The sequence below is a fragment of the Myroides pelagicus genome (assembly GCF_009711055.1).
Classification (GTDB): domain Bacteria; phylum Bacteroidota; class Bacteroidia; order Flavobacteriales; family Flavobacteriaceae; genus Flavobacterium; species Flavobacterium pelagicum.
This window is the reverse complement of record NZ_WMJY01000025.1, coordinates 1-14,315: the sequence shown is the minus strand read 5'-3', so window position 1 is coordinate 14,315 and position 14,315 is coordinate 1. Positions and strand designations below refer to the sequence as shown.

Below are 14,315 nucleotides of genomic sequence, written 5' to 3'. Positions count from 1 at the left end.
TTTTATGAAGATATATACTTACATAACAATGCGTTAATGTTAAAATCATCTACTTCTTGATTATGTCAATGAATTGAAATAGTTTGATAACGTTTAATTAACTAGGTGTTAATATTCTTGTTAATGCTAGGTGGTATGTTTGTTAAAAATAAATAACTCAAAAAGCGATGAGAATTAACAACAAACTATCTATTTGGGCATTAAGCTTAGTATTATCAGCTGTTTCGGCTAGCTGCAACAATGACGACTCTACAGGAGAAACTCCAAAAGAGACTGCTGTGGAATTAAAAGATCACTCTAAAACACCTGCATTTGTTTATGCAATGCCAGGATTTGAAAATTTAGAAATTTTCACCCTTATTTCAAGTGAGGATAAATTAGAAGAGTCACCAGAGTTTGTATTTGGTGGACAGCCTGACGGTGCTGGATTTATGAAAGATCCTAATTCAGATGGTTATTTAATGATCACAAACCATGAGAAGATGCAATCTGTGTCTCGTGTGTATTTAGACAAGACATTCAAGCCTGTAAAGGGAGAATATATCGTTGATGGTATTGGTGGTATTACAAGATTGTGTTCTGCTACATTAGCTAAACCAGAAGTTCATGGATTTGGACCAATGTTTTTAACAGCGGGTGAGTCAGGACAAGAAAGTATGGTACATGCAATTGATCCAATGGGATCTACTGCTGAAAAATCAAGAACTGATAGAGTTTTACCAGCCTTAGGTAAAGCAAGTATGGAGAATGCTGTGCCACTACCTACGGATGTTTCTAATGGTAAGACTATTATTATGATTGGAGAGGATCAAGGATATGGATCTAATCACCAAAGTGCTGGTCAATTAGTTATGTACGTTGGTGAGCGTGGAGATTTAGAAAATGGTAAGTTATATGCTTTAAAACGTAAATCTGGTGGATATACAGAAATGGATATGTCTAAAGGAAATGAATATGATGTAGAATTCGTAGAGATTGATGGAGCTAAAAACATGACAGGAGCTCAAATTAATCAAGCAAACATGGATTTAGGCGTTATTCGTTTTTCTCGCGTAGAAGATGTAGATTATAGAAAAGGTGCTGGTAATGGTAATGAGATTTATTTCACAGCTACAGGACAAGCTTCAGGAAGAACCACTCCAGTTGATGGATTTACGATGTGGGGACGTGTATATAAGTTAGTTTTAGATAAAGATAACATGATGACAGGTAAGTTATCAGTTGCGGCAGAAGGTGATAGTGATCCAGGAAATAACTTAATCAACCCTGATAACTTATGTGTGACAGAGAACTACGTTTATATTCAAGAAGATGGAGATTCTTATTACAACGAGTCTAAGCACGATTCTTATATCTGGCAATACAAAATGGCTGATGGTACTTATAAGCCGTGGTTGAATATGCAACACAAAAGAGGTGATGCTGAGTGGCATGCAAAATACAATCAATCAGGTAACTTAGATAAGTTCGGTTCTTGGGAATTTGGAGCTATGGAAGATGTGTCTGATTTAGTAGGTATTCCAAATACATTCTCTGTAAATATCCACTCACATACTTGGCAAGATGATGCGTTTGTAGATGCTGACAAAGCAGGAGTAAACACAAACAAAGAAGGTGGACAAGTAGTACTTATTCGCAACGTACAAAATTAAATAGAAATTTAAGTTAATTGCCTCAAGTACAATAGTTTCTATTGCTACTTGAGGTTTTTTATATCAATTATGCAACACACAATCAAAACCGCACTATCACTATTATTTGTTCTATTACTGATCAGTTGTAAGGACAATAAAGCAGACTATCAAGATATTACCTTTAACTCCGTTTTATTGACGAAGGTCGATTCATTGGATGCTCGTATTAATCACTTGGTTGATGTAGTCTCTAGTAAAAAAGACAGTACTACTGTTCGTCAGGCATTTGTCGATAGCCGACTGGCTTATAAAGAAATCGAATGGGCAGTTTCGTATTTTTTACCACACACTACCAGAGCAATCAACGGACCTGCTTTGGATCAATTGGACTTAAATGAAAATCAATATATTCCTGCTGAAGGGTTTCAGGTACTAGAAGAGTATTTATACCCAACATTTGATAGTGAAGGCTCAGACCCAATGTTGTTACAAGCTAAGCGTATTAAGAATTTTACATATAGTATGCGCAAGAATTTCGAAGTGATTGTTTTATCTGATCAGATGGTGTTAGAAGCGTTAAAGATGGAGATGTTTCAGATTACTACTTTGGGGATTACAGGGTTTGATACTCCAGCTAGCAAACTACAGTTTGTAGAAGCGGCAGTGAGTCTACATGGAGTGAGAGAGGCAATTGCTACACATAAACAGTGGAGTCAGGCAGCAGAATATCAAAAGCTACTTCCGCTTTTTGACAAAGCGATTGCTATCTGTGAGAAGAATCCTAATAAGTTTACTTTTGACTATTTATCGTTTATTACGGACTATCTAGAACCATTGACGAAAGGAATAGTTGCTCTACAAAACGAATTAAATATTCCTTTTAATAAACAAACACAGCCTGTTAAGGCGACTGCGTCGTCTTTATTCGACAAAGATTTAATTGATCTAAATGCTTTTATGCCTGATTCTACGTATTACTCATCGACTAAAAAGATTGCTTTAGGGAAAGAGTTATTCTTTGAAAAGAAGTTGTCAAAAGACAATTTTAGAAGTTGTGCAGATTGTCATCATAAAGACAAAGCTTTCACAGATGGATTGAAGGCGTCGTTAGATTTAAGAGGAACCCCCCTAGAAAGAAATACGCCTTCGTTAAACTATGCGGCTTATTATCACGGGCAGTTTTGGGATATGCGTAGTTTAACTCTTGAAAGTCAATCTTCAGATGTAATTACCAATAAAGATGAAATGCACGGTAATTTAGATGAAATTGTCGAACACTTGAATGAATCTGAAAAGTATAGAGAACAGTTTAAAAAGGTATATAACAATGATGAGCCAATTCAGGTTTGGCAATTAGAAAATGCTCTGTCAACTTATATTCGTTCACTATCAACCTTTAATTCTCGATTTGATTGGTATATGAGAGGTGATAAATCAGCACTTACTGCTCAAGAAAAGCAAGGGTTTAATTTGTTTGTAGGTAAGGCTCAATGTGCTACATGTCACTTTATGCCAGTGTTTAATGGAACTGTGCCTCCTCATTTTGTCAATTCAGAACAAGAAGTGCTTGGTGTTCCAAAGGATAAAGAGGGGACGATCTTAGATGATGACTTAGGTAGATATGTACAAAACCCTGAATTGGATCAACTGAAACATTCTTTTAAGACTCCGACAGTAAGAAATATAGGAGAGAGTGGCCCGTATATGCATAATGGAGTTTATGCGACATTAGAAGAAGTTATGGACTTTTATAACAAAGGTGGAGGTCTAGGCTTAGGTTTACAAGTAGATAGTCAGACACTGCCAGAAGACCCGTTGAACTTGACTGATCAAGAGATACAAGATATTATAGCCTTTATGCGTGCATTAAGCGATAAGTAAATTAAATATTAAAGTTGTATTAAAACAAGAAGGAGAATTGCTATTAGCAGTTCTTCTTTTTTTGTTTAATAATTTGTTATATAGTCTGTTAAGTGTCTATCACTGAATTCGGGGATATTGTATAGTACCAAATGTAAGCCAAGTGTTAAAAAAATGGTTTCTTTATCTTTGATAATATTAATAAAGGAATCGTAAATCTCAAAAGAAAATTAAGTAGATGAATCAATTTGATAAGAGTAAAATTATCCCTTTTGAATTAGCAAATGTTGAATCAATGAAAATCGCATTGAATGCATATAGACAGTTGTTAGATGACAATCTTGCATTTACCCATGGTTTGTTTGGTATGTTTGATGTAGAGTTTCAAGCAAAAACTAAAGAGGGATTAAGGCGATTACAGGTATGGGACGTAGCGAATCAAGAGCTGTTGAAATTGGCACTTAGTTTTGGTTCAGAAGATACTTATTTTACAGATGAGATTACAGACCAGACAGAAGTATATATTTCGGAAGCTATCTTTTTCGCTTCGGTTTTAGAGCACCCAGAACTTAAATCTTCAATAGTTGAGACGGCAAAGGCGATGGTAGCTTTGATGAGAGGGCGAAATGATACAGATGCAGTTTGGGTAGATGATATGAATATATTTGGTGTCGAGGCACTTTTTATGGTAGCTTATACTTATCCTGAGTATGCCTACTTAGTGGGGCAATACATGATTCCATATTGGGACAGTGAGCACCTATCAGGTTATGAGAAGTTTTTATATACTTTAGTTGAGAAGTATGGGTGGAGTAGAGATATGATTAAGGCATATATATGGTGTGATAACCAGCATTTCAGAATATATATGGATACGCTTGTTGATCAGTGGAATGAAGATTATACAGCATTATTGGATACAAGCTTACCTAGCTTATTAAGCCACTTAAAGGCTAATCCAGCTGAATATGAATGGTTCAAAGAAGAAGTTTTAGAACGCTTTAAACAAGAGCCGGTTTTGATGTATTCTCGTGAGGAGCGTATAGAGGAACAAAACCCTGTTCTTGACTTGTATATCACCTTACTGGCTTCAGAGGATTATAATGAAGAAGAAGATGAATATCAACAAGATTTACAGACCTTCTTTATTACGGATACTTTGGAGAATGAAGCAATGGACTTGCAGGAGTATGTAGAAGTGAAAGTAGGTAGGCTACTTGTTAGATATGATGAAAGTGCTCAATTAGAAATTGATATGAGTGAGTTCTTTAAAAAAGACTCGTATAAAGGAGATGGAGTAAGAGATTTGAAAGAGTTTATCTTAGCCTTGGATTGTGGTGAGCAGCTTTGGAACTTTATTGAACAAGGCGATAATCCTGAAATATTAGAGGATATCGTTAAGACAGAATTGTTGCCTATCGCTAAGCAGCACGCTAGAAACTTCTACTATCAGATGTTTTATTACCTCAATAAAATAGATCCAGAGTCTGAGATTAATGATTCATTAGACTCTATCTTAAATAGCGTAATTTATGATTTATTAAATGATGAGCAGCAGCAAGAGGATATACAATATACTGGAAACTTCATCTCTCGAATTTTTAGTAAAAAAGACAATGAAAAAGCAACTTTACAGACTAGTTTTACTACTAATGAAGAAATGTTCTTACGTATACTAGATGTCTTTTTCCGATTGTTAGGAGTAAAAAAACTAGGCAAGGGTATAGAAGTGGTTTTGACAGGAGAAGAAGATCAAGAGGACAATGTGCTATTAACGAAAGATGAATTCTATGCGCGATATAGTAAAAAAGGTATTAAAGGAGATAAGAAAAAGGAAAAGAAGCTAAAGTTAACTAGTTTTGGGATTACAGGTTATACCAATGATAATGATGCTTTAAAGTATATTAACAAAGTTATTAAGCAGAGAGGAAGAGAGGCTTATGACTGCTCAGATTGGAAGAGAGACAAGGTTGGAGCTATTACTTTAGCAGCTTATCTTTTGTCATTAGATAGAGCCAGTATGCACTTCGACGATTATACAGGCGCTCTATTAGAGTTTGTGAAAGAAGGGCCTTGGGAGAAAGCGTATGAAAAATTAAAGGATTCGTTAGATACTGATCGAATTACGAAAGAACAAAAGAAACTTATTAAAGATTACTTTGTCAACCCCAATACCCCTGAGGCTAGTCAAGAGCAAGTAGTTGCCCTTTTAGAAAAATCACTTTATAGAGAAGAGTGTTATAGAGGTCCGTTTGTATTTAATGCAATTTCTGAGCACCAGAAGAGTTATAGCTTGTTTAAAAGAGGAGATAGTTTTCAGTCTTTTGTTTTATGTGCTTATTGGATGCGTGGTCTGATGCCTCCAATTAGCTCACATGCAGATAGAATATTTAAAGTATTGGTTGCTTTAGCTCCTCAACGTATTTTTAAGCTGATAGGGAAAGTATATTCAGATGATATGTCGGTTATAGCTTTTGACGATTATCAAGCAGGAGAACGCTTCTATGAGGACTTAAAAAGAGCTAAAGTACCTGTAGACCAGCTGTATGCTTTTCAAATGACACAAGCACAATCAAAACATAGTATTGCTGATCCGTGTGATGTAGCAGAGTATCTAACCTGGTTAGATTTGTATGATGAGATAGATGATGAAGATGGAGGTATGATTGGTGGGGCAAGAAAGAGAAAAGCAATTGCGTTAGATAAGGGAATGTATTATATTCATGAACATGAACGCATTAAGTTTTTTGTCAATCTAGCACTGAGACACCCGCGTTTTACCTTTGATCAGCCGGAGTCTTTTGATCGATGTATGAAAACTTTTTTCTCTATTAATTCAAGTAGTCGAGATCAAGTGATCATTGACGAGTTGATACAGCGATTTACAGATTATATGAGTGGTACTTTCGCTTTAGCGGACATGTTGGTACTTATGAAAAAAGATATTCCTGTATTTGACTTAGATACAGGATCTCCTAAATACAAAATGACAAGTATCGGTCAGCACTATTGGTTGTTAGACAAAGAAAAGCAAGAGCACTTGATGAAGTTATTGCTTAATCATAGCCCTGATGGTTTTGAAATAGCAGAAGAGTATCTCAACTATGCTTACGTTAGAAGTTTGGTTGAGTCAAAGCAAGAGCGTATAGAAGATTACTTAGCTTTTTCTGATGAGATGAATAGTCGCTTAATGGACTTAGCCGAAGAAAATGCCCCTAGAATGTTGTTAGAGAACTTATTGCCATTTGAGACAGATACGAACCATTGGTTGAGTTTCTTATTGAGATATGAAGATATCGAAGTGTATCAAGATCAAGTGGTTGAGTTTATCAAGCAAGGGGCATTACCTGCATTTCTTCCGAACTCAGGAGTAAAGCAACGCATAAAACTTGTTGTTCTGATTAAAAAGCACGAAGAATTAGCTTCTTATTTAGCGCTTTTTGCTGATGATCAATCAAGAAAAGTTAGAGCATATTTAAATTAATAAAATAAAAATAAGTTATTATAGGTTTACAATTTTGATATTGTGAGTCGATAAGTTTCTTTCAAAAATAAAGAGATGGCATACGAAGAATTTCCACCTAAATACATTATAGATTACGTAATTGATGATCCTGCTTCTATAAAGCAAGCTTTGAATCAATACTGTGAATTACTGATTGATAACAAAGGTTTTGTGCAAAACTATTGTGTGATTCAGTTTAGACCCAATAGAGAAACTATTGAGTTAGCTATTTTTAACGATCATCCAATGATTGAGCAGGCATTGACCAAAGAAATTATTTCTTGTTTTCGTCCCGCTGAAGAGACTAATCTAGTAGAGTCACTGTTGACGGAGACTTTGTTTTTTGCTATAGCCAATACATTTGCTGAATTAAAGCAGGAGGTACTTAAAGCTTGTGAGGTCATAGGGCTTTTTGCTAGAAGGCTTAATGATTCGTCAGAGATGTGGATTACTTGTGAGCAACCATTTGGTCTTGAACCAATTTATTTGTCTGTACGCACTTATCCTGAATACGGTTATTTGTTGGGTTGTTTTTATGTTCCTTATTGGGATGATGAGCACATGCCAGAGGCTCGTATATTGATGAGAAGTTGGACGCAAAAGCAGGAGAATTATACGTATTTGCTCAAGGCGTTTTGCTATTGTGATTACGGTGAGATACGTGAGCAAATGCTTGGATATTCTACAGAATACGGAACGTATGAAAAAATAGAAGGACGCTCTTTCGAGTTATTAAAATATATTAGAGAAAATGAATCTAATTATCAGGCGTTTAAAGACGCTTTGGTTGAGCGCTTTGAAAATATGCCTTATCTGAAGCGTTCAAATCACCCAGATGACCAGGTAAGTAATCCTATTCAGGATTTTGTCATGGATATATTAGCTAGTGAGCACCCATACAATAGTTGGGATGATGACTTTGATGTATATGCTTTTATGGAACAAACCTTTGTTAGTTTACCTGCCTATCAAGAGGTAGAACAGTTAACAACTTATGTCTGCGAAAAAGTAGGTGAACAAGCTCTGGTAGCTATTGGCAAGGATAAGAAGCTAAATCAATTCAAAAAACCAAAAAGTAAAGAGCTGAAGAATCCATTTCTTGGTTGGGAAGCTTTTTTTAAAGATCAGTTAACTAATGGAGAGGTATTATGGAATTATATTGTCGGTAAGCAGAGCATTGACAAATTACCGCAAATAGAAAAAGTCAACATATATAGACATTTGCAGTATAGCAAGCAAGAGTTGCTAAAAGGTTTTGATTTCATATATGATATGGAAAGTCTTTGGGAGGAGTTGGCTCAGGTTTTGAAGAAATTATTCAAGAAGTATAAGAAATACTTAGAGGCAAATGGTCAAAATGAGCTTGATGCTGAGATGTTGTTGCGCTTTTTAGATGTATTTTTTGTCTTAAATGATGGTAATCCTTTTGAAGATGATGTGGAGAAGCTTTGCGCTAAAAAATACAAGTTGTGTTCTGTATTTGAGTTTAGAGAACGCTATGCCATTTCATGGGATAAGGAATTAGAAAATGTCCTTGCTTCATTTGGAAGGTATAATGATGATGTCTACCAAGAGCAATTAGATGCTATTGCGGAGTTAATAGAGGTTAATAGAGCACTTGCTGTAGAGGTTATACCCGAAAAGTTTCTAGTATTACCTAATACTGACTATGAAGATGATGACGATTTTCTATTAAATATGCGCAAATTTGGGGCAACAGAAATGGCTGTTTTAGCGAATCATATTGTGTATTTGGACAAGCAAAATAATCGTTCTGATACGCTTACTAAGGCTTGTATGCAGTATGTTGAGACTTGTGTACTAGACTTGTTATTTCATGATTTTTACGATAATACAGAGTTGCCGAAGACCTATCTTATTAATATGGTCGTCAACAAGACTGAGAATAGTTTAAACAAGCAGAATATCGCAGAGATTCAAGAGGCTTTGCCTAAGGTTAATGCATTGAAAGATTACTTTAGTAAGGGAACTATTGTCGTCGATGGAATAGCATTCGATGAGGTAGCGAGTAAGGTTTATATTTATAAATTAATAGATCAGTATATAACAGTTGATGATAGACCAGTATCTAAAGATCAGCCCGAAATAGAGTGGCTGGCTAATCGAAGTGATCATACACAGAAACTATTGTGGGTGGCATATAAGGAGCAACTCATTGATGCGGAGTCTGTCTATGCTAGTCAATTAAAACGTTTTTTAGAGTTAGCGTTTTATTTAGCACCTATACGTACTTCATGTATGTTGCTTAAAGGATATAAGCCAGAGAGATATGAGCAAATGTCTACGGACCAGTTAGTAGAAAAACTGGCTATTTTCAAAGCACAAGGATTATCAGATAGAGGGTATTGGGGAACAATTATTGATCGTTTGACAGCAGAGTGTTCTATTGAAGAGACACCGTTTTATCAAACTATTGCTAAGGAATTTGGTTCATCGTTTTTTTGCAACGGTGATGATTCACAGAACACCCAAGATGAAGAAAAGGTCAATGCTTTTAAAGAAGGTCTTGTTTTAGTTTCTACGGAGCGACAAGTGGTATTCTTTAAAGATTTAGCTAGTTATTATCCAGATCAAGACTTTAGTTCTTATTTCCTTGATTTTATGCAAGTGCGTTTACAAGATGAATTAAGTCAACGTTTGAAGATTCAATATCCTTTGGATTATTTGAAGAATTGGTTGGATTATGACAAGATTGAATATCAATATATTGAGTGGACAAAATGGAATGACTTCCCAGAGTGGTGTGACTTTGTTAAGCAGGGGCAGGTGGGTACTTATAGTTCTCCAGAGGTCAAAGAATATCTTAGTAAGTGTTTTGACGATATTACAGAGTGGAATTATATTGTCGTAGAGAAGATAGCAGGAGTATATAAGCCAATTTATGGGTTAGATACTTTAGTATATATCAAAGAAAACATTGAAAGAGAAGATATTAACCAAGCCAAGTGTAATGTTATTGTTTTAGAAGGAGAGCTTGCTGAGAAATATAAGTTTGATATGGATATACTGACTACTTCCGACTATGTAAGTAGAGGTAAGGAGTTGGCTTATCAGTATCTAAATACAGGTGTATTAACACCAGAGACAGAGCGTTTTTTCCGCTTTGGTATTTATTATTATGAATTTTTACAAGACGATGGTTTTTATGACTTCAGTATTGAAGATGTTTTGTTAAAGATGCCGATACAATCTCAAGGTGCTTTACTTAATATGTTGGCTTTAGTGTCTCCTAGAGAAGGATTAAAACTTCACTTAGATATTCATGAGGTTAAATACTTTGCGATGTTATTGAATTTCAAAGTAGACCCAACTGCTATTATGTTTTGGTTGCTGGAAGAGGAAGATATGTTCTTGTTGAAGAAGTTGGTAGATGCTGTTGATATGAGAGAGGCTATTAGTCGATTGAAAGTAAAACAACAGATAGAGATTCTTGATAGTTTATCGGAACACCTTCGCTTTAAAGATTTAATCTTGTCTTTCGGAACGAGCGAGAATACACGTGTTAAAGAGCATGTTTATCGATTGGTGGAAAAGCGCAGATTGATTAGCCCTCATTTTATTCCAACAAAGATTGTTGATTATGGAATATACAAAATGTTAGGTAATACTGAACCGATAGAAGGGACTGAGCTAAAAGTAGCAACTGATCCTGTCTGTATAGAGCAGGCGATAGAGGTGACAGTAGAATTGGGCATGTATATTGGTCTTCGCTTTACATCGTGCCTACCTGATTTGGCGCCAAAAGTGAGTACACACCAAGTGACTGTACTGCATCCTGTTTGGGATGAAGAAAAGCAACACTATATTACCAATACCGTGCAGTGGACACAAAATGGTTATAGTGCTGCAGATATATTTTTAGGTTGGCACTTTGAAAATGAACAAGAGTTAGTACCTGGGCAATATGTTATTACGGCTAAAGATCTTAATGGCGTTGAATTAGCTCGAAAGAGTTTCATCGTATATGTTTAAAGGATTCAAACAAACATAAACCAATTAAAACAAGCGCTGTTATGGTGCTTGTTTTTCTTTTATTATGATAAAAAAAGGATAGGAGTAGTATACTATTTTATTACTAATAGTTTTGGTAGTTAAGGATATAGTTGATTTTTTTGTAAATAGTATTAGTAATGTGTATTTAAATAATTGCAGATGATTAAAAAGGGAATAACGGGTTGCGTATTGTGTATCACGATGATAGCTATGGGACAACAAAGAGATACACTATATGTGAGATCTATAGATGATGTAGTAAGTGTAGCTAAGCAAGAAGCAAGGTTTTATAAAGTCATACAACCTACTGAACAAGACAAAGTAGTACTTGTGGAAGATTATTTACTAAATGATCAGTTAATAGCAAGAGGTAGAGCTCATAAGAAAACAGAACAAATCATTTATACTGGTGAGCGCTCTTTTTATAATCGCGAAGGAAACAAACAAGGAAGTTATGTCTATAACGAAGCAGGAGTGTGTCAAAGTATAACTTCCTATCACCCTATCAGTGGTCAAGTGTATACTTTATCGCTTTTGGATGATAAGCCAGACTCTGGAGATATTTATGATTTGGGTGCTGTAGTGACTTACAAAGATGGACAAGAGCAACAACGCGTTGTTTTCTTTCAAAATACAGATAAGGTTAATTCTATAACTACTAAAGGCAAAGTAACTTATTTTGATCAAAAGGCAAATAAAGTAGGGGAGTTTACTTATACATTCGTAGATGGGAAAATACACCCAATTGATGGAGAGCATTTTGAATACGATGATGGGGTAATAAGCACAATGGAGCGATATAAAAAGGGAAAACGTATCTATCAAGCCAATTATGACACGAAGGTGAAAGATAAGCAACTGCTCAAAAGAGAGGTGTTTTATACAGATGAGGTAGTCAGCGAAAAAAAAATGTATTACTACAATGGAGCCTTGAGAGTAAAAGAATACTATATACCGAATCAATATAGTCATGAATTGGTAAAAAGTGATTATTATGCTGATGATGGTAAGTATATTGGCTCTTTTGATCATAAGGCACAAGACGGTACAGAAGTGACTCTGTATCCAGGTTTAGTCATTAAGCACATTACTACTTACGACCATGGTGTAATGCTAAAGAAGACCAGTTTTTTGAAGGATTATGGCAAACGGTACGAAGATGTTATTTACTATAAACTGAGTGAAGTTGATTATGTTCGTGGGGTGGGTAAATTTTATGATTCTAAAGGAAAGTTGATCTCAAAGGTTGCTTATAAAAATGGTGTTCCTTGGCAAGGGATCACCTATGTATTTGACGAAGGAAAATTAGTAGAAAGCCCTTATGCAAATGGTGTTATAGAGGGAGAACAGAAAACTTTCTTAAACTACCAAGTAGAGCCGTTAATCAGTCAGCGAAATATATACAAAGGTGGCGTACTGCGTTTTGAGAAGTGGTACGAACAAGGTGAGTTGGTTCAAGAAGTGGAATATGCTATTGAAGATACCCCCAGTGTAGTGGAAGAAATGATTAGCAGTGGAAAAAAATACATTATGTATAAAGATGGACTGCCGTATCAAGGCATAGAATCAACAGAAGAACTGACTCACATACAGGAAGATGTTTATCGCAAAGGCAAAAGGATTGAAACTATATATAAAGCATACAATGGATTGGTGTTTGCTAAAGAGTATTTTCTTGATGATTCAAAGGTTAGACGCATTTTTTATGACGAATCGGGTAGTGAGGTAGTTTCTTATACAGCACAGTTTGAGCGATTAGAGGGGAGTTATAGTTATACAGATAATGAAGGGAAAAAGTACAGTGCTACATTTAAGAAGGGGTATTTGGTATCAGGTGAGGTGTTGTATAATTATATAGAGGAAGATGGTCAAGATGATTTACATTATATTTATGTCAAAAGAGATGGAAATCAAGTTACAATCAAGTTAAAAGATATTGAGCAAAACCAATGGGTAAGTGAAGAAACTGTTGTTACAGAGGACCTTGTTGATTCTGATGTACCTGTACTTTCTATGCCTATTGATGCGCAGTTTTTATATTTTGATTCAGAATATCGTTTTTTATTTGCTGATTAATTGATAGTAATTTATATCAATTGTTTCGTTAGTCAAATCTTATTCGTATTAAGAGATAAATTTTGAGACTTATATAGTTAAACTAGTTGATGTTTTGAGATTTATTTTTGGATATCGTATTTTTACCTGAGAGTAAAAAGTAAGTATTATATGAAAAAAATGTTTTTAGGTCTATGTGCCTTATTTGTTATGACCTCATGTTCTTCTTCGGACAGCAACAGTGCTGTAATTGGTGATATAGAAACACCAGAAGTACCTGGTGAAGTGGTAACTACTCCTTTTGTAGAAGGAAAGATGACCATGAGTATTTATTCAAAAGGAATAAATGTGGGGGGATTATTGGATAAAGTTGATTATTCAAAAGGCAACGTATACGGACAATTTCAAGCATTAATGACAAGTTTACCAAAAGAAGAAAATCCTTTTCTAGCCTGGGGGGATTTATTTGATAAGAAACCTATGGCTGCTTTCGCATTAATGATGAGTATGACTAAGGCAGATTACTATGTGAAGAATAGTACAGTCTTAGCTAAAGCGAAAGGTTTAACTTGGCAGATGGATCACTTTCACAGTGAAGATCAGGATAAAGCTTCTGTTTATTTAAAAGCGATGGCTCCTGCAGCTGATATGCCTGTTGAAAATCAAACAGCTTATGCGGTATATACACCTTCGAAAGGAGAGACTTATACGGAAGGTAGCTCTATCGATTATAAGAAGTTTAATAGAAGAAAATTAGATAAGATAGCTTATGTAAATAATTATGCTTGTGAGGTGATTGAATATACACTAATTAAAGCGCCTACTGACCCAAATAGTGAGTTTTCATTTGGATATAACAAGCTGTTGGTTTATACTTCTGAACTATTTGACAAGACGATAAACTTTACTCACTCTACTTATCTTCCGGAAGATGGTGGTATTCTGAAAATTGAAATGTATGTAGATGGAATAGAAGAGCCTTTTATGGTTTTTCAGCCTGAACAAGTAGAAGAGAAGGTCATTGTAGATAGCGAATTAGAGACTAGAGTTTCTACACCAGTTTACAAAATTGACGATTTAGCATTTAGTGCAAAAGTATTAGGAATTATGTTTTCTTCTGACCAAACAGATACAGAAGAATTTTAGTTGTCAGTAATAGAAGAAAAAAGTCAAAAAGGTCGAGTAGAAATGGAGGGCACTGAAAAAGTCTTAAAATAGTATCAGGGTTAAAATAAGAATTTAAATGA

General features: G+C 35.2%; 6 protein-coding genes. All 6 read left to right on the top strand.

The window, feature by feature from the left end:
* Window positions 1-167 precede the first annotated feature (167 nt).
* Window positions 168-1,652: a PhoX family protein gene (locus GJV77_RS10870; protein WP_155036383.1), complete on the top strand. Its 1,485-nt coding sequence runs from the start codon at window positions 168-170 to the stop codon at window positions 1,650-1,652.
* A gap of 69 nt (window positions 1,653-1,721) precedes the next feature.
* Entirely contained in the window at window positions 1,722-3,515 is a 1,794-nt protein-coding gene (locus tag GJV77_RS10865) for a cytochrome-c peroxidase (RefSeq protein ID WP_155036382.1), read from the top strand.
* 217 nt (window positions 3,516-3,732) lie between these two features.
* Window positions 3,733-6,978, top strand: coding sequence for a hypothetical protein (locus GJV77_RS10860; RefSeq protein ID WP_155036381.1), 3,246 nt, complete (start codon window positions 3,733-3,735; stop codon window positions 6,976-6,978).
* 75 nt (window positions 6,979-7,053) lie between these two features.
* A complete protein-coding gene (locus tag GJV77_RS10855; protein WP_155036380.1) occupies window positions 7,054-10,992 on the top strand; it encodes a DUF3859 domain-containing protein in 3,939 nt (1,312 codons plus the stop codon).
* A gap of 180 nt (window positions 10,993-11,172) precedes the next feature.
* Window positions 11,173-13,089 carry a toxin-antitoxin system YwqK family antitoxin gene (locus tag GJV77_RS10850; protein ID WP_155036379.1) on the top strand — a complete coding sequence of 639 codons (1,917 nt, stop codon included), beginning with the start codon at window positions 11,173-11,175 and terminating at the stop codon, window positions 13,087-13,089.
* A 150-nt stretch (window positions 13,090-13,239) separates the two neighbouring features.
* Window positions 13,240-14,214, top strand: a complete 975-nt coding sequence (locus GJV77_RS10845; RefSeq protein WP_155036378.1) for a hypothetical protein — start codon at window positions 13,240-13,242, stop codon at window positions 14,212-14,214.
* The last annotated feature ends 101 nt before the right edge of the window (window positions 14,215-14,315 follow it).

Bases quoted from the DNA above. Each gene is read 5' to 3' on its own strand.
- GJV77_RS10845 (WP_155036378.1), top strand. From the start codon at position 13,240: ATGAAAAAAATGTTTTTAGGTCTATGTGCCTTATTTGTTATGACCTCA.
- GJV77_RS10855 (WP_155036380.1), top strand. From the start codon at position 7,054: ATGGCATACGAAGAATTTCCACCTAAATACATTATAGATTACGTAATT.
- GJV77_RS10865 (WP_155036382.1), top strand. From the start codon at position 1,722: ATGCAACACACAATCAAAACCGCACTATCACTATTATTTGTTCTATTA.
- GJV77_RS10850 (WP_155036379.1), top strand. From the start codon at position 11,173: ATGATTAAAAAGGGAATAACGGGTTGCGTATTGTGTATCACGATGATA.
- GJV77_RS10860 (WP_155036381.1), top strand. From the start codon at position 3,733: ATGAATCAATTTGATAAGAGTAAAATTATCCCTTTTGAATTAGCAAAT.
- GJV77_RS10870 (WP_155036383.1), top strand. From the start codon at position 168: ATGAGAATTAACAACAAACTATCTATTTGGGCATTAAGCTTAGTATTA.